Annotated in this window: 14 protein-coding genes and 1 tRNA gene; 6 read left to right on the top strand and 9 right to left on the bottom strand. The window is 65.8% G+C overall.

Features of this window, described 5'->3' with window-relative positions:
- Positions 1 to 81 precede the first annotated feature (81 nt).
- From DEM26_RS00195 to DEM26_RS00180, 4 genes are all read right to left on the bottom strand, one after another.
- A complete protein-coding gene (locus DEM26_RS00195; protein WP_109171445.1) occupies positions 82 to 1287 on the bottom strand; it encodes an ABC transporter permease in 1206 nt (401 codons plus the stop codon).
- Positions 1287 to 1991: an ABC transporter ATP-binding protein gene (locus DEM26_RS00190; protein ID WP_088720062.1), complete on the bottom strand. Its 705-nt coding sequence runs from the start codon at positions 1989 to 1991 to the stop codon at positions 1287 to 1289. The genes DEM26_RS00195 and DEM26_RS00190 overlap by 1 nt, the downstream gene beginning before the upstream one ends.
- Positions 1988 to 3238 carry an efflux RND transporter periplasmic adaptor subunit gene (locus tag DEM26_RS00185; RefSeq protein WP_109171444.1) on the bottom strand — a complete coding sequence of 417 codons (1251 nt, stop codon included), beginning with the start codon at positions 3236 to 3238 and terminating at the stop codon, positions 1988 to 1990. Before DEM26_RS00185 ends, DEM26_RS00190 begins: the two co-directional genes overlap by 4 nt.
- A gap of 190 nt (positions 3239 to 3428) precedes the next feature.
- On the bottom strand, positions 3429 to 5501 hold the full coding sequence (locus DEM26_RS00180; protein WP_109171443.1) for a [FeFe] hydrogenase, group A: 2073 nt from the start codon (positions 5499 to 5501) through the stop codon (positions 3429 to 3431).
- A 160-nt stretch (positions 5502 to 5661) separates the two neighbouring features.
- Here DEM26_RS00180 and DEM26_RS00175 point away from each other — a divergent pair, with 160 nt between their 5' ends.
- From DEM26_RS00175 to DEM26_RS00155, 5 genes are all read left to right on the top strand, one after another.
- On the top strand, positions 5662 to 6510 hold the full coding sequence (locus tag DEM26_RS00175) for a hypothetical protein (protein ID WP_109171442.1): 849 nt from the start codon (positions 5662 to 5664) through the stop codon (positions 6508 to 6510).
- Positions 6511 to 6641: 131 nt separating this feature from the next.
- A complete protein-coding gene (locus DEM26_RS00170; RefSeq protein ID WP_109171441.1) occupies positions 6642 to 7535 on the top strand; it encodes a lytic transglycosylase domain-containing protein in 894 nt (297 codons plus the stop codon).
- A 68-nt stretch (positions 7536 to 7603) separates the two neighbouring features.
- Positions 7604 to 8071 carry a GNAT family N-acetyltransferase gene (locus DEM26_RS00165; RefSeq protein WP_109171440.1) on the top strand — a complete coding sequence of 156 codons (468 nt, stop codon included), beginning with the start codon at positions 7604 to 7606 and terminating at the stop codon, positions 8069 to 8071.
- 41 nt (positions 8072 to 8112) lie between these two features.
- Positions 8113 to 8189: transfer RNA gene (locus DEM26_RS00160), tRNA-Arg, on the top strand.
- Between the two features lie 146 nt (positions 8190 to 8335).
- Positions 8336 to 8809, top strand: a complete 474-nt coding sequence (locus tag DEM26_RS00155) for a glycine zipper 2TM domain-containing protein (RefSeq protein WP_075776987.1) — start codon at positions 8336 to 8338, stop codon at positions 8807 to 8809.
- 48 nt (positions 8810 to 8857) lie between these two features.
- Here the strand turns inward: DEM26_RS00155 and DEM26_RS00150 are convergent, their stop codons facing one another.
- The 5 genes from DEM26_RS00150 to DEM26_RS00130 form a co-directional block, all read right to left on the bottom strand.
- The gene (locus DEM26_RS00150; protein ID WP_109171439.1) at positions 8858 to 10696 is read right to left on the bottom strand and encodes a heavy metal translocating P-type ATPase; all 1839 of its coding nucleotides are present in this window, start codon (positions 10694 to 10696) and stop codon (positions 8858 to 8860) included.
- 129 nt (positions 10697 to 10825) lie between these two features.
- The gene (locus DEM26_RS00145) at positions 10826 to 12121 is read right to left on the bottom strand and encodes an MFS transporter (protein ID WP_199224608.1); all 1296 of its coding nucleotides are present in this window, start codon (positions 12119 to 12121) and stop codon (positions 10826 to 10828) included.
- A gap of 116 nt (positions 12122 to 12237) precedes the next feature.
- Positions 12238 to 13395, bottom strand: a complete 1158-nt coding sequence (locus DEM26_RS00140; RefSeq protein WP_146194417.1) for a PAS domain S-box protein — start codon at positions 13393 to 13395, stop codon at positions 12238 to 12240.
- A gap of 49 nt (positions 13396 to 13444) precedes the next feature.
- A complete protein-coding gene (locus DEM26_RS00135; protein WP_369907696.1) occupies positions 13445 to 14344 on the bottom strand; it encodes an HAD-IIA family hydrolase in 900 nt (299 codons plus the stop codon).
- A gap of 98 nt (positions 14345 to 14442) precedes the next feature.
- Positions 14443 to 15237, bottom strand: coding sequence for a DeoR/GlpR family DNA-binding transcription regulator (locus DEM26_RS00130; protein WP_109171436.1), 795 nt, complete (start codon positions 15235 to 15237; stop codon positions 14443 to 14445).
- Between the two features lie 171 nt (positions 15238 to 15408).
- Here DEM26_RS00130 and DEM26_RS00125 point away from each other — a divergent pair, with 171 nt between their 5' ends.
- Positions 15409 to 17046 (top strand): Na/Pi cotransporter family protein, encoded by a 1638-nt coding sequence (locus DEM26_RS00125; protein WP_088720069.1) that lies wholly within the window; start codon positions 15409 to 15411, stop codon positions 17044 to 17046.
- Positions 17047 to 17151 lie beyond the last annotated feature (105 nt).

Here is a 17151-nt window from a genome sequence, read left to right as displayed (position 1 = left end):
AGGTCATCACCAACGAATGACGAGAACGGCGTTGCGGTGGCAGCGCCGTTTTGCGTTTCAGGGGCCACCCGGCCACCGCCTCTACTGGTAATGAAGCGCATCGATCGGGTCGAGCCGTGCCGCGCGTCGCGCCGGGAAGTAGCCGAAGACCATTCCCACTACCGCCGAGAAGCCGAAGGCGAGAAGAATGATATCCGGGCGTGGCGAGAAGGGGATCGCCATGATCCGCGACGCGACATAGGCGAGGCCGAGGCCGAAGAGGATGCCGATGATCCCGCCCAGAACCGAGAGCACCACGGCCTCGACCAGAAACTGCATCAGCACCTGATGCGCCTGCGCTCCGACCGAGAGGCGGATGCCGATCTCGCGGGTGCGCTCGGTCACCGAGACGAGCATGATGTTCATGATGCCGATGCCGCCCACCAGCAGGCTGACCGCCGCGACGGAGGAGAGCAGGCCGGTGAGCACCGAGTTGACCGAATTGAGCATCGAACTCAGCTCGGCCATGTCGAAGACCGAGAAATCGTCCTCTTCGCCGATGGCGATGCGACGCCGCTCGCGCATCAGGGTCTCAATGTCGGAGGTCGCCCGGGCCGTCGACACGTTCGGCGCGACCTGAACCGAGATCGTAGAAACGTCCTGACTGCCCATCAGCCGTCTTTGCACCGTTCGTATGGGCATGATGACGAGATCGTCCTGATCCTGCCCGAACGAGCCTGCGCCTTTCGCCTTCAGCAAGCCGATCACCTCGCAGGAAATCGCCTTGATGCGGACCTTCTCGCCGGTCGGATCGGTCGCGCCGAACAGGGTCGTCCGCACGGTCTCGCCGATGATGCAAAGATTGGCGCCGCTGCGATCCTCGGCCGGGGTGAAGCTGCGCCCGAGTGCGAGGGACCAGCCACCGATATCGAGATAGGCGGAGGTCGTCCCGGTGATCGACGTCATGCGGTTGTTATTGCCGAACACGGCCGTGGCCGCGGTCGAAACGACCGGCGCGACGGCGGAGAGGCTGCTCAGGTCTTTCAGCGCCTCGGCGTCCGACAGCTTGAAGGGCGGGGCAGCCTCGCGCGATCCGGGCCCCATCATCCGCGCACCGGATCGCAGGACGAGAACATTCGTGCCGAGCGCGGCGACATTCGCCGAGACCTGTTCCGAGGAGCCTTGCCCGACGGTCATCATCGCGATGACGGCAGCCACCCCGATCACGACGCCCAGCACGGTGAGAAAGGAGCGAAGCGCGTTTCGGATGATCGCGGTGAGTGCGAGCCGGATGGTTTCCCAGAGCATTACAGGGCCCCCTCGCGCATCTTCTCGTCACGCACGACCCGGCCGTCGGTGAAGACGACGAGGCGCGAAGCGTAGGCGGCCATATCCTCCTCATGCGTGACCATGACGATGGTCAGGCCGGACTCGCGGTTGAGATCCTGCATCAGGTCCATGATCTCGACGCTGCGTTTGGTGTCGAGATTGCCCGTGGGCTCGTCGGCGAGCATAACCATCGGCTCTCCCGCAAGCGCCCGCGCGATCGCGACCCGTTGCTGCTGACCACCCGAGAGCTGCGACGGCGTGTGATCCTCGCGCCCCTCAAGCCCGACGCGTGCCAGAGCCAGCTGGGCGCGCGCCACGCGTTCGGCCTTCCGCATCCCTTTGTAGATCAGCGGAAGCTCGACGTTCTCCAGCGCGGTGGTGCGCGGCAGAAGGTTGTAGCCCTGAAAGACGAAGCCGAGGTAATGCCTGCGCAGCAGGGCCCGTTGATCGCGGTTCAGGGTCGCGACCTCGACGCCGTTGAACAGGTAATTCCCCGCGGTCGGCCGGTCGAGGCAGCCGATGATATTCATTGCGGTCGACTTTCCCGACCCCGAGGGGCCCATGATCGCAAGGAATTCCCCCGGTTCGACGCGAAGATCCACGCCGTCGAGGGCACGCACGAGGGTCTCCCCGTGGCCGTAGTGGCGCTCGATTCCGCGCAGTTCGAGGAGCGGCTCACTCATCGCGACGTGTCCCGCTGATCGGTGATGACCTGATCGCCGACGATCAGGTCGCCTTCGGTGACGATCGTGAACTTGCCATTCGTCGCCCCCGGCGTGACCGCAACCTCGACAGGGGTGCCCTCGCGAAGAACCCAGACGGATTTCCCGCTCGCGGTACCGCTCTCCGAACCCGGTCGGCTCGGTATCACGAGGCCGATGAGCCCGCTCGCGCCATTGCCTGCGTCTTCGACCTCTTGCGGGGGCGCATAGCGCAGCGCCGCATTCGGGATCAGGAGCGCGTCTTTGGCCTCGTCCACGGTGATCGTCGCCGTCGCGGTCATGCCGGGGCGCAACAGCAGGTCGGCATTGTCGACCGCCAGCACACCCTTGTAGGTCACGACATCGTCGGTGGTCTCGGGGGCGTAGCGCACCTGCGTGATCGTCGCCGGGAAAGAGCGACCGGAATAGGCGTCGACGGTGAATGTCGCTTCATTGCCGACCGCGACCTGACCGATATCCGCCTCGTCGATATCGACGAGTAACTGCATGCGGCGCAGGTCCTCGGCGAGCGTGAACAAGGTGGGCGCGGATAGCGAGGCGGCCACGATCTGACCGGCCGAGACATTGCGGTCCAGAACGACGCCGTTGATCGGGGACCGGATGACCGATTTCTCCAGATCGTCCTTCTCCAAAGCAAGGTTCGCCTCGGCCAAAGTCAGCGACGCTTTCGCGGCCTGAACGGCCGCCACCGCGCGATCGCGCTGCGCGATATAGGTGACGAAGGTGCTATGGGTCGAGACGCCGCGCCGGTCCAGTTCCGCCTGTGTCTCGTAGAGTGCCGTCGCTTCCTTCTGGGTGGCTTCGGCCTGTGCGAGCTGCGCCTTGGCGGCCGCAAGCGCGGCCTCGGCATTGGCGACCTGCGCCTTGAATTTCGTATCGTCGAGCCGCGCGAGGACCTGACCCACTTTGACCTCGTCGTTATAGTCGACGTCGATGCTTGCCAGCGTACCCGACAGCTCCGAGGAGACCTCGACTTCCGTCGTGGGCTGCACCGTGCCGGTCGCGGTGACCGTGACGGTCAAATCGCCCCGGGTGACGGCTTGCGTGATGTAGCTCGTGCCGGTGCTGTCGCGGGACGGCGCCAACCAGACCCAAGCGCCGACCGCGATCACGAGGGCCCCCGCGCCGAGGGCCCAGAGCCGCCAAGGTCGGCGGCTTTTCGCGCTGGACAATACGTGTTCGATTTCGTCGCGGCTCTGACTCGGCATGATGAATCCGTTCCGGTTTCTCGTCCCGCAGGGGAGGGCAGGTGTGATACGTCGCAAAGGATGAACCCCGTCGCCCGCTATGGCTTTGCTCTAGAACAAGAAGGGAAGAAGAAACGCGCGTGGGGTCGGCGAATTGATCAATTCGCGATCTGTCTTCGGCCGCTGCGGGCAATGCTTGCACATCACCGCATCAAAGGACCGTGCGCGTGAGGGTCTTGATCGCCATCTGCGAATATCCGTCCTCCTCCACGGTGCTCAGCTCCAGATCGAAGCGGCTGCGGCTTCCGTCGGGGGCGAGGACCGTGAGATCGTCGATATCCGAGGAGCGCTCCATCTGGTGGCGCGCATATTTCGCGCCGCGCAAGTTCGGCGGAAGCTTCGCGTCGATGAGCCCCGCGATCTCGTCCGCGCCGGTCAGCACGCCGAAGGGAGAGGCGGTCGACCAGACCCCGTCGGGATGAAACAGCTTTGCAGCCGCCGCACCGTCGCGCCGATCCACGCAATCGAGAAAGCGCATCAGCAGTGAACGCTTGGAATCTCTGGCTGCGTAATGGGTGTGGAGCAGATGGTGCGCGGTCGGGGAGTTCGGCGCGCCCAGTTCCGAGGCATAGAGCGCCTGCACATCCGCATTCTCATAGGAACGGCGGCGCGGTGCCTTTGCATCGACGCTGTAGATCGCCTTGGCGCGTTTTTGCAGAATTTGCGGGTCCATGGATTTCGGCTCGCCGCCGCCGCCGAGGCAGCCACCGACGCAGGCCATGACCTCGATCGCGACATAGTCCTCGCGCCACGTCTCATCCTCCAGCATGCGCTGGGCGGACGCGATCCCGTTGCACACGGCCACCGTGCCGACGCCGGGAATGGTCGCGGTCTTCACGCCCTCGCGCACACCGCGCAGTGCCTCCCATTCCAGTGGCAGATCGTGCTCGACCCCTTTGAAATGCGCAGCCGTGCGGACCATCGCCTCCATGACGCCGCCCGAGGCGCCGAATATCTGGGCGGCCCCGGTGCTCTCGCCCAGCGGGCTGTCGAATTGCCCGTCCTCGGAGAGCGCCCCGAACGGGATCCCGCGCGACCGGATCATCCGCGCCAGCTCTCGGGTGGTGAGCACATGATCCACGTCGCCCGAGACGCCGGGCCGCTGAGCCTCGTCCTTCTTGGCGGTGCAGGGCATCACGCTCACCACGTAGGGTTCGGCCTTGCCGTCTGCGAAATCAGGGCCCAGAGACCGCACGAAGCGGCCCCGTTTGGCGATCGCGCCATGCATCTGCTGTGGCGATTTGGTCGTGCTCAGATGGGGCAGAAGATCGGGGCGGTTCAACTCGACCCAGTTCACCCAGCCCGGACAGCAGGAGGTGAACAGCGGCAAATCCGTGCCCGCCTCGAGGCGCGACAGCAGTTCAGTGCCTTCCTCCATGATCGTGAGATCGGCGGCGAAATTCGTGTCGAACACATAATCGAAACCCAAAAGCCGCAGCGCATTGATCAGGCGCCCCGTGCTGACAGTTCCCGACTCCAGCCCGAATTCCTCGCTGATGGCGATGCGGGTCGCCGGGGCGACCTGAACCACGGAGACCCGCCGATGGGCATCGAGCGTGCGCAGCACCTCGTGCCAATGCGGGGCCTCGATCAGCGCGCCAACCGGGCAGACAAGTGTGCACTGGCCGCAGGAAATGCAGTTGGTCTGCGACAGCGGCACGTCGAAAACGGTGACGGGGCGCCGGTCGAAGCCCCGATTGGCGAAGCCGATCACGTTCTGGTTCTGCACGCTGTCGCCGCAGACCTCCGCGCAAAGCCCGCATTCGATACACTTCGACAAGTCCCGCCAGATGCTGGGGGAGGTGTGATCGCAGGAGAGTTCTTCCGACGCGGTGACGGCCCCGGCCGGCGTCTTCGGCCAACGCTCTTCCCACTGGTTCTCATGGACGAGACGCTGGAGCTGGCACGCCCCGTTCACTTCGCAGCGCATGCAGTCGTTCGGATGCCGCGCGAGCAGCCATTCCGCATCGGCTTTCCGAAAGGCAGTCAGCGCTTCGCTGTCCGTCGTCACCACGTCCCCATCCTTCGCCAGAGTGCGACAGGCCGGTTGCGGGTTCTGCGTGCCCTCGATCTCCACGAGGCACATGCGGCACACGGCATGGGCGGGCAGGCCGGGATAATGGCACAAGGTCGGGATGTGGATGCCGGCTGTCTTCGCCGCCTCCAGCAAGCTGGTGCCGTCCTCGACGTCGATATGTCGCCCATTGATCGTCAGCGTGATCATGCGAAGAAACCTCCCGATCCGATAAGTATAACAGAGGCTCCCGTCGTCGCAGAAGGTCCACCTTAGGTCTGCCTCGCAGCCCGGTCGGCAAGGCGGATTCCCGGTTTTCGGCTCGGTCGTGCTACACTGACACTTGATAGTGCTCGAAAGGATGGCGTGAATGACCCGAGCCACCCGGACATCGCAACCAGCCCCGCTCTGGGGCATCGGCGCATATTGGCGCGGCGCGTACCCGCCGTGGATCGCGCTTATAGTCGTGCTGATCGGCGGGCGGTTCGCCGTGGCTCGGCTTTGGCAGGTCGTGTCGCCGCCGGTGCCAATGCCACTCTTCTCAATGCTCATCCTCGCGGACATCGCGCTGGCGGTATGGCAGGTGGTGGGGGCGTGGCGCAGCGTCTCGCATTGGGTCGATGCGCGGGCACGGGGCGATGTGCTGTTCGCCGCGCGTGTGGCGATCGGGGCCGTCGCGGTGGCGAGCGCGACGCATGCGCTCGACCAATCGGCGCGGCAAACGATGGCCTTGGCGCCGATCGCCCATGCCGGGCCGATGCCGCTGGAGGTGCGAAACGGAATCGCCTATCTCACCGGCGATATCAGCTACGATCTTCTGGCTCGGTTCGAGGCGACCCCGACGCAGGGCGTCTCGGCGATCGATCTCGACAGCGCCGGTGGGCACGTTTTTGCCGCGCGCGCGCTGGCGCAGCGCGTGATGAGGCGGGGGCTGAAGACGCGGGTGACGAAGCGATGCTACTCGGCCTGCACGCTGATTTTCATGGCAGGCGCGCATCGCGATCTTGGCCCCGAAGGGGAGCTGGGTTTTCACGGCTACAGCCTGGAAGCTTACCCGTTGCCGATCGACATCGGAAAAGAGGAGGAGATCGACCGCGCTTTCCTGCGCGAGCGTGGCGTGACGGCGCGCTTCGCCGCGCGGGTCTTCGCGACACCGCATACCGATATCTGGCGGCCTGACCGCCACGCGCTGACCGCCGCCGGGGTGCTGCGCGACTAGGGCTGCGCGACTGGGGCTGAGCGACCGCTGCTTGAAGCCAGCCCATTCGTCCATGCAGCCGCACGATGTCTGGTGACTTCGTCCTTGAACTCGCGCTGGCCCCACGCCGGGAATCCCGGTAATTTTCCGCAATGCGAGCCGTCCTTTCCGCCCTGATCCTCTGTGCCCTCGCGGGGACGCCGAACGCGCAACCGGCGCGGGCGATAATCGGTCCGCCCGCGCCCGATCTGCGCTGCACCGCGGACGGGCGGCGATGTATCGGACTGACGGATTATTTCGCCGACACCTGCGGGCTCATTCAAAGCGCGGCCGACGAGGCTGGGCTCGATCCGGGCTATTTTGCGCGGCTTTTGTGGCGCGAAAGCCGGTTCGATCCGGCGGCGATCAGCCCGGCGGGCGCGCAGGGTATCGCGCAATTCATGCCGGGCACGGCGCGGCTGCGCGCGCTTGCCGACCCGTTCAACCCGGCGGAAGCGATCGAGGCCTCGGCGCGTTACCTCGGCGAGATGGCCAGACGCTTCGGCAATCCCGGCCTCGCAGCGATCGGCTATAACGGCGGCGAGGATCGCGCGGCGGGCTTCATTGCGAAGACCGGCGGCCTCGCGGGCGAAACCCGGGCCTATGTCCGCGCGATCACCGGGCACTCGGCAGAAGACTGGCGCGACACGCCGCCAGATAGGGTGGATTACAGGCTCGATGGCGATACGCCTTTCCTCGTCGCCTGCACCACATTGGCGGAGGGTCAGGCGATCCGCGACTTCCGCGATCCGGTCCCGCCCTGGGGCGTCATCGTGGCCGCCGGGCGCACCCAGAGATCGGCCGAGACTTTCGGGAAAAAGGCTGCCGCGCGCCACTCCGGGGTTATCGGCGACGCCAAGCTGCGCTTCGTACGTGCGGTCATGCCGGGCTTCGGACGACGCGCGCAATACACCGCGCAGGTCCCGGCGGGTTCGCGCAAGGAGGCGCTGGCGACCTGCGAGAAAATCCGCGGTGGGGGCGGCTTCTGCAAAGTCATTCGCAACTGATGCGTTTTCGCGCTGGAGGCCGGCGCGCGCCATGCCTAATCTGCCGCCGACACGAATGAGGACGCCCAATGCAAGACACGATCGAAATCGCGCGCGAGACCCCGCTGGAGGGCGATCTCGCAGAGCTTCACGCCCGCCACGCGGCGGCGATGCACGCCGATACGCCGCCGGAGTCGATCCACATGCTGCCGCCCGATGCGCTCGCCGCTCCCGGCATCTCGTTTTTCGTTATGCGGCAGGCGGGACGCCCGGTCGGCATGGGGGCGCTGAAGCGCATCGCGCCCGATGAGGGCGAGATCAAGTCGATGCACATCCTTTCCGAAATGCGCGGGCAGGGGCTGGCGCAGCGGATGCTCGAGCAGTTGGTCGAAGCCGCCCGCGCCGAGGGCATGGCGCGCCTCTATCTCGAGACCGGATCGCAGGACTCCTTCGCTCCGGCGCGCCAGCTTTACCTGCGCGCGGGCTTTACGGAATGCGGGCCCTATGTCGGCTACCAGCCCGATCCGAATTCCGTCTTCCTGATGCGCGCGATCTGAACTTGCGCCGCGCGCCCCGATCGCGCATTTAGGGGCCACGCGGTCCCTTAGCTCAACTGGATAGAGCAGCTGACTTCTAATCAGCAGGTTCGGGGTTCGAGTCCTCGAGGGATCGCCAAGAAACTTTCTCCCCTCCATGCAGCCTCCGCCTGCGACTTCTTCGCGCGTATTGTCCGAAAACAAGGAAACGCTCTCTGAGTCGCGGCAAGCTCTTCCTACGCCCCAATGTCGACGACATGCGGCGGAGCTACCATGGAGGTTCAAATGCGTTTCTTTCTTCTTGTCCTGCCGGCGGCGCTGAGCGTCGCTGCGTGCAATCCGACGCCCGGTCCCTATGCGACCGGGCCCTATAACGGCCCGGCCCCCGGCACGCGCACCACCTACAATTACGAGAGTGTGGAATACGGCCGCATCGTCGCGATGCAGCCGGTCACGATGCGCCGGACCAGTGACGGCGACCAGATCGTCGGCGCGGTCACAGGCGGTCTCGTCGGTGCCGTGATTGGCCATCAGCTCGGCTCAGGGAAAGGCAAGGACGTGATGACCGGCGTCGGCGCGATCGCGGGCACGATCGTCGGCAGCAACATCGCCAGCCAGGGCGGCACCTACACCTCCTATGCGTGGACCGTGCGGCTCGACAATGGCGGCTCGATCACCGTGATCCAGATGTCGAACCAGTTCCGCGTCGGCGACAGGGTGAGCGTCGTGCGCAGCGGCAACCAGGTCTACCTGCGATAGCATCGTTCGGCGCAGGGCCGGGTGAGGGCGCGCGATTGCGATGCGGTCTCACTCGGGCCTGATCCGGAGGGCGCGCAAGGCGTTGAGGATGACGGCGACGTCGATCACCTCCTGCAAAATCGCCCCCTCGACCGGGGTGAGGTAGCCGTAGGCGGCCGCGATCATACCGAGCACGGAGAGCCCGATCCCGGCGGCGACGCTCTCGAAGGCAATCCGCCGCGAGGACGCGGCGATTTCGATGCCCGCGCGCAGTTGATCGATCCGGTCGACGAGAAGCACCACATCCGCCGCTTCGGCCGAGGCGGCGGCCCCGCGTGCGCCCATGGCGACGCCGACATCTGCCGCGGCGAGGGCGGGCGCGTCGTTCACGCCGTCGCCCACCATCATGACCGGCCCGTTCTTGCGCTCGGAGAGCACGAGGAGAACTTTCTGGTCCGGTGTGAGGCCCGCGCGCAACCCGTCGAGGCCGAGGCCCTCGGTCACACGCTCGGCGACGTCCGTCCGGTCGCCGGTCGCGAGCAGGATGCGGGCGATCCCCTCCTGACGCAGCCCGTCGAGCATCGCGCCCGCACCTTCGCGCAGCGGATCGGCCATCACCAGATGCCCGGCCATCCGGCCATCCACTGCGACGGCGACGAGAACCGCCCCGGCGGCCATCGCTGGGTGACCGCCCGGTTTGCGCCCTACCCGCGCCGCTACGAAATCGTCACCGCCGACGAAGACCTTGCGCCCCTCGACATGGCCGACGACTCCCTCGCCCGCGATTTCAGCGACATCCGACGGGACGGGCAGGGTGAAGCCGCGCTCTTTCGCTTCAGCGACGATCGCCTGTGCTACGGGGTGTTTCGACGCCTGATCGAGCGCGGCGGCGAGGCGCAGGATCTCGTCTTCCTCCATCCCGTCATGGCTGTCGATGGACACGATCTGCGGGCGGCCGTCGGTCAGGGTCCCGGTCTTGTCGAGGATCAGCGTGCGGATACGCGCCATCGTCTCAAGCGGGCCCGCACCCTTGATGAGCACGCCGTAATGCGCCGCGCGCGAGAGGCCCGCGACCAGCGCGACCGGCACGGCGAGGATGAGCGGGCAGGGCGTCGCGACCACCAGAACGGCAACGGCCCGGATCGGGTCTCCGGTGAACCACCACGCGGCGAAGGCGATGGCGACGGTGACCACGAGAAAGCCCAGAGACCAGCGATCCGCCAGCCGCGACATCGGCGCCTTCGAGGCCTGCGCTTCCTCGACCAGCCGCACGATCCCGGCATAGGTGCTGTCCTTCGCGGGCCGCACCGCGATAAGGTCGAAGGCTTCGCCCGCGTTGGTCGAGCCGCTCATGATGTCGCCCCCGTGCGCAAGACGCACTGGCAAGGACTCCCCGGTGAGCGCCGATGTGTCCAGAAAAGCCGTCTCGGACGCCAAGGTCCCGTCCACGGGCACCACGTTGCCCTGATGGATCAGCAGGCGGTCCCCGGGGGCGATCTCGTCGAGGGAGATATCTTCCAGCTCGCCGTCGCGGTGACGCGTCGCGGTCCGAGGGACGCGGGAAAGCAGGTCGTGCATCTCCCGCCGGGCGCGGCCTTCGGCGAAGCTTTCGAGGAACGTGCCGCCGGAATACATCACCGCCACGACTGCCGCCGCGAGTGTTTCGTCAAAGACAAGCGCGGCGGTCATCGAGAGCGCGGCCACGATATCCAGACCGACTTCGCCGCGCCTCAGGCTGCGCGAGATTTCGTAAACCAGCGCGGCGAGGGTGGGCACGACGCCGACGACCCAGCTCGCTTTTGCCATGGCCTCGGCGCCCGCGAACCAGAAGGCGAGCCCCATGATCAGGGCCGCTGCGGCGAGCGCGAGAAGAGCGAGTTTGAGACGGTCGGTTCCGCGCTGTTCCATCCGGTCTGCGTTCCTTCTGCACGGTTCACGGTCGATCGCGCGTCAGTCCGCAGAGGATCGCGCCGATACCGTGATAGCGCATCCCGGCGATCGGTCCAGCTTTCAATCGGGTTTCGCCAGGCGATCCGTTCAGCGCAAGGGCGCGCGGCTGCGATCCGGGGTGAAGAGGAGTGCGACCACAGCGATCAAGCCCGCCACGAGCATGTAGAGCGCGGGGGCGGTGACGAGGCCCGTCGCGGCGATGAGGCTCGTTGCGATCATCGGGGTGAGACCTCCGAAGATGCCGAGGCCGATGTTGAAGGCCACGGAATAGCCCGAGAGCCGGTCCCGCTCGGGGAACATCTCCGCGAACAGGGCGGGCCCCGATCCCAGCGGTACGGCCAAGAGCAGGAAGCTCACCGCATGCGCCACCACCACGGGCAGAATCGCGCCGCCTGACGTGAGCATCCATTCGTGCAAGGGCCACGCGGCCAGCGCCAACGACCCGATCGCCAGAGCGATCCAGACCCTGCGCGGCAGCCACCGGTCGCCCACGATCGCCGCCAGTGGCATCGCGGGGATCACGAGGACCGTCATCGCGGTGTTGATCAGAAGCGCCGTGTCTCGCGCCATCAAGCCCTGGCCGGACAGCCATTCCGGAAGATAGACAAAGGCGATGTAGTAGCAGGTGCCGTAACTGGCCGCGAAGGCCACCGCCAGAAGCGTCTCTTTACGGTTCGTCGTGAAGGCTTCGAGAAGGGGAGACGTCTCGTCGCGCCCCTCCTGATGCTGCCGGAAATGCTCGGACATGTGCAGGTTGCGGCGGATCAGGATCGCCACCGTCCCGAGGAGTGCGCCCCCAAGGAAGGGCAGGCGCCACGCCCAATCGGCGAGCGTCTGCGCGTCGAACAGGTTCGTCACCAGCGCCGCCGCCCCGACCCCGAGAAGTGATCCCGACATGGAGCCGATATTGGCCCAGCTCCCCGTCAGGCCGCGTTTCTTCAGGGGCGCGGTTTCGACAAGATAAGTCGCCGAGGACGAGAACTCCCCACCGACCGAAAGGCCCTGCAGCAGCCGCACCAGAACCAGAAGTGCCGGCGCCAGCACGCCGACCTGCGCATAGGTTGGTAATATGCCCAGCAACAGCGTCGGCATCGCCATCATCACGACCGAGATCTGCATCGTGCGGGCGCGCCCGTAGCGGTCGCCGAACCACCCGAACACCGCCGCGCCTAGCGGACGCATCAGGAACCCGGCCGCGAAAATCCCGTAGGTTGCAATCAGGCCCGCAGTCGGGTCGTTCGAGGGGAAGAAGACCGGGGCGATGACGCCCGCCAGATAGCCATAGAGCGCGAAGTCATACCATTCGACCACGTTGCCGATGAAGCCGGCCATGATCCGGTGCCGAAGCTCTGCCGGTTTGGATGCGCTGTCGTCCCGCGTCATTGCCGAGCCTCGTGATTTTGCCGCCATCTTTGGGGTATACGTAGCCCTTACTCCGGCCTGGAAGCAAATCGGCAGGCCAGACCTTCAGGTCGCAGGCATCTCGATGCCGGTCGCTCTCACGACATTTCCGATACGGCGGCCAGATCGAGGTCCAAGGTCGCGACCAGACCCTCTGGCGTGAATTCGCGCGAGAAGCTACCTCCGAGCGAGGTTGATACGGTGAGCCGGCACAGGGACGTGCCAAACCCCTTGCTTTCGACCTTGCCCGACCCCGCTTCGGTGACGCCGGGTTCTTTCCACGTGAGCCCGAAGCGCCCGTCTTCTATCTCGGCGTTTATCTCGAGGCCGTGGCCGTCCCGCGAAAGGCCACCGTACTTCACCGAGTTCGTCGCGAGTTCGAACAGAACGAGCGTCAGTGGCGTGATCGCGGCGGGTCGCACCTGAATATCGGGAAGCGAGGTCTGGACCGTCGCCCCTTCGCTGAAAGGTTTCAGGATGGTGCTCACGAGATAGGAGAGCGGCATGCCTTCCGCTTCGTCGCCGGATGGGTCGTTCACCGTCATCGAGTTGAGCGACGCGATGGCGTGGAGACGGCAGCGCATTTCGGAACTGAGCTGCTCGACGCTTTCCGCCTGTCGCGCGGCCACGGCAATCAGGGAGGCCGCGACGGCGAAGGCGTTCCCGACCCTGTGGCGCATCTCTGACAGGAGCAGCCGCTGCTGCTCTGCCAGTTGATGCTGCAAGGTGATGTCGCGCGCGATCTTAGATGCGCCGACGACATGTCCCTCGGCATCGCGCACGGGCGAGACGGTCAGCGACACCGGGACAGGGCTTCCATCTTTGCGTTGACGGACCGTTTCGTAATTCGCGATCCGCTCGCCGCGCCGCAGGCGGGCGATGAAGTCGACCTCCTCGTCCATCCGGTCGTCGGGAAAGATGATTGTGATCGGCCGGCCAATGGCTTCTTCCGCAGTGTAGCCAAACAGGTTCTCCGCGCCGCGGTTCCAGCTCAGGATGATGCTGTTGAGGTCCTTGGTGACGATCGCATCTTCCGAGCTTTCCACGATAGCGGCCAAATGCTGTTGGATGCTCTCTGGTGAGTCCATGACAGGTCTGGTCTCCATGCTTTTCCGGCAACAGATACTAAAAGATGCATATGAAGTATACCCTTTAGCCCGGCGGCGTAAGGCGTGCCCGAGGGCATTGCCCGGCCACGCGTTGTCGACGAGACGGCGTGACGCCGCATGCCGCATGGCAGCAAGGACGGGGCGCACGGCTCAAGTCTCGCGCTGAGGGCGTCGAACTATACTGGTCGCCGCAGGCTCACGGGCGTTGCAGCACGAAGTCCGGACAGATGCCGCAGATCGCGATTGCCGCTTGCGCGTCCTCGCCGCCGAAGAACCCGTATCCCGCGATCAGGGCAGAGCGAATACCGGCGGCCTGCGCGCCGAGAATGTCGGTGTGCAGGCTGTCGCCGACCATCAGCACGCGCGCGGGGTCGACCGGGCCGAGACGCGCGAAGGCGAGATCGTAGATATTGGTGAAGGGCTTGCCGAAGAACTCCGGCGCGATGCCCGTCGCATCGGCGAGCCGGTGGGCAAAGTGCCCCGGTTCCTGCGTGAAACCGATCTCGCGCGGGGCGACGATGTCGGGATTGCCGACCCAGACCGGGCGCGGGTTGTCGCGCAGAGAGGCTTCGAGCAGGGCGTGCCGCTCCTCGGTCCATTCCGCCGCGCCGATCAGAAGGAAGCCCTCGACCGCGTCGTAGGCGGCACGGTCTTCGGCGAGCCATGTGACATCGAACGCGTCCAACTCGCCGATCCCGGCCGCGCGGCTCGCCATCAGACCCCAGGCGCGGGGAGGGGCGGTGCGCAGGGCGGAGACGAGGGCGGCACGGCTGGTGACGACATCCTCGGGCGCGAAGCTGTAGCCGAGCCTTGTGTATTTTTGCATCAGGGTGTCGTGCGGGAAGCCCGCCGCGTTCGACACGACCATTACCCGCTTGCCCGCCGCTTGCAGCGTCGCGACGCGCTCGGGCGTGCCCTCGATGGCGGTCTCGCCGATATTGAGCACGCCGAACGCATCGAGCAGAAAGACGTCGAACAGATCGGCAAGCTCCGAGAGGTCGCGGGCCATCCGGCTCGTCTTGGTCAGCCCGGGGGAGGGCAGTCTGTGGCGCGCGCGCTCATAGGCCACAAGCGCTTCCTGCGCTGTCATTGTCATCAGAAGGTCGTCCCTAAGCACTTTCGTCGATGGCCATGCGCTTATCACCACTGCGGTCGCGATCACCAGCCGGTTCGGGCGCCCCTGTGACCTTGCCGTCACTGCGCGAGCAGCACGTCCACGCCGTTCTTTCGCAGTGCCTCTTCCAGATCGGCGGGCGGTGCGCGGTCCACCACCACCGAGGCCAGCGCCCCGAGCGTCGCGGCGCGCGTGAAACCATGAATGCCGAATTTCGAGCCGAGGATCAGCAGCATCCCCGCCTGCGCCTGTGCGAGCATCGCGCGTTTGACCGCAGCGAAGCCCGGAATGGACTCGGACACGCCCTCGAGCGAAAGCGCCGTGGCGCCGATCACCGCCCGGTCGACGTGATGGCGTGACAGGAAATCGAGCGTCTCTTCGCCCACGACCGCCGACTCCGTGGGCAGGTAATTCCCCGGCGCGAGGATCACGTCCGCCCCCTCGCTACCACCGAGAAGCATGGCGATGGGCAGGGAATTGGTGATCACACGACAGGGCGTTCCTGCCATGGCGAGAAATCTGGCCATCTGCTGCGTGGTCGAGCCGGAGTCGATCATCAGCGTCTCGCCAGCGGCGACCTGCGCGGCGGCCATGCGGCCGATCCGCTCGCGCTCCTGAAACTGGTCGCGTTCGCGTTCGTCCAGCGTGGGATAGTGGCCAGGATGGGGCCGCGACGCGCCGCCATGCGCGCGGTCGATCAGCCCCTTTTCTTCGAGCGCATCGAAATCTCGCCGGATCGTCTCTGTCGAGACCCCGAACCGTGCCGCGAGTTCCGAGATGCGCAAGTGCGGGCGCAGCTTCAACTCGAACAGGATCTGTTCCCGCCGGTCGCGTTTGCGGAGCCGCGTTCCCTCTTGTTTCGCGCTCGCGTCCATTGCCTCTCCCGAAAGGTGATCCTTTCACCGCGTTCCTAAAAATTGATGTGGGCTATGCCTCGTAATTTCAAGAAAAATGTTGCTAATACCACATTTTGATGCAGTTTATCCTGAAAAGGTCCGCGCGCCGTCGGAGGTAACCCGGGCGGCGTGCGGGATTTGGGAGAGCGCATGATCTATTTCCTGATCGATCTGGCGGGCGCGGTGGCGCTGCTTCTCTGGGCGGTTCGGCTGATCCGCACCGGGGTCGAGCGCGCTTTCATGGCGTCGCTGCGACAGTTCCTGCGCCGTACGGCCGGGACGCGGATCAGCGCGATGGCGGCGGGGACGGGGGCGGCGATGCTGCTGCAAAGTTCGACCGCCGTCGCGATCCTGACTGCAGGTTTTGCCGCGAGCGGAACATTGGCGGCGATCTCTGGCGTGGCGCTCGTGCTGGGCGCCGATCTGGGCTCGTCGATCGTGGCCCAGATCCTGCTCTCGCCGATCCATGTGCTGGTGCCCGCGCTGCTGGTGATCGGGGTGACGCTGTTTCTCAAGTCGAAAGCCCGGCGGCCGCGGCAGGCGGGGCGTATCTTCGTGGGGCTGGCGCTGGTGCTGCTCTCGCTCGGTCTGATCGGCGAGGCGACGGCGCCCCTGCGCGAAAGCGCGCTCGTCAATGCGGTGCTGACGCGGTTGGGCAGCGATCTGGTCTCGGCCTTCGTCCTCGGAGCCCTGCTGACCTGGGCGATGCATTCCTCGATTGCGGCGGTGCTGATGTTCGTGACCTTCGCCGGGCAAGGCCTGCTGCCGGGGCCGGGCGCTGCGGCGATGGTGCTCGGCGCCAATCTCGGCGGGGCGATCATCCCGGTGATGCTGACCCTCTCGGCCGATCCGATCCCGCGCCGGATCATGGTGTCGAATTTCGTCCTGCGCGGGGGCGGGGCCATGCTTGTGCTGCTCGGCCTGATTTTCTATCCGCAAGCGCTCGACTTCTTGGGTGGCACGATGGCGCGGCGGGTGATCAATCTGCACCTCGTCTTCAACCTCGGCGTCGCAATCCTCTCGCTTCCGCTGATCCCGTCGGTGCTGCGCCTTGCCGGAGCGGTCGTGGCGGACCGCAAGGAGATGTCGCCCACTCGGATCAGCGCCCTCGATCAAAAGGGGCTCGGCGATCCGGGGCATGCGCTCGGCAATGCGGCACGCGAGCTGTTGCGCATGGGCGAATCCGTCTTCGAGATGCTGCAACCCGCCTTGGGGCTCTTCGTACATTGGGATCCGGAAATCGCCGCCCGCATCAAGCGCACCGAGAACGAAGTCGACCGGATGCATTACGAGATCAAGCTCTATGTCGCGCGGCTCAACGAGACACGGCTGAGCACCGAGCAATCCCGGCGCGCGATGGAGATCGCGATGGTCGCGAACCATCTCGAGGATGCGGGCGACCAGATCTCGACCAATCTCGTGGATCTCGCGCAGCGTATCCACGAACGCGGCCTGACCTTCTCCGAAGAGGGGCTGCGTGAGCTGACCGATTTCCACGACCGAGTCGCGTCGAATGCGCGGGTTGCGCTGAACGTCCTGATGTCGGGCGAGATCGACGACGCGCGACAGCTCGTGGAGGAGAAAGACCGCACCCGCGCCGCCGAGGCCGAATTGCAGGCCGCACACCTCGCCCGGCTGCGTGCGAATAACAGCGCCTCCATCGAGACCACGAATATCCATCAGGAAACCGTGCGCGCGCTGAAGCAGATCAACACGGACATGACCTATGTCGCCTATCCGATCCTCGAACAGGCGGGCGATCTGCGGGCGACGCGGCTGACCGGGTGAGCCTAGCGCAGCCTGGAGACCCGTCGCGCCTTGCGGAGGGTCGATTGCCGGAACAAGTCCTGGACCCTCTTGCCCGAGGACTTGCAGGAGTGAGAGGGTTCCGCA

Source organism: Thioclava sp. NG1, from assembly GCF_003122275.1.
GTDB lineage: Bacteria > Pseudomonadota > Alphaproteobacteria > Rhodobacterales > Rhodobacteraceae > Thioclava > Thioclava nitratireducens.
The sequence above is the reverse complement of the archived record's forward strand: the minus strand, read 5'-3'. Positions and strand labels throughout refer to the sequence as shown.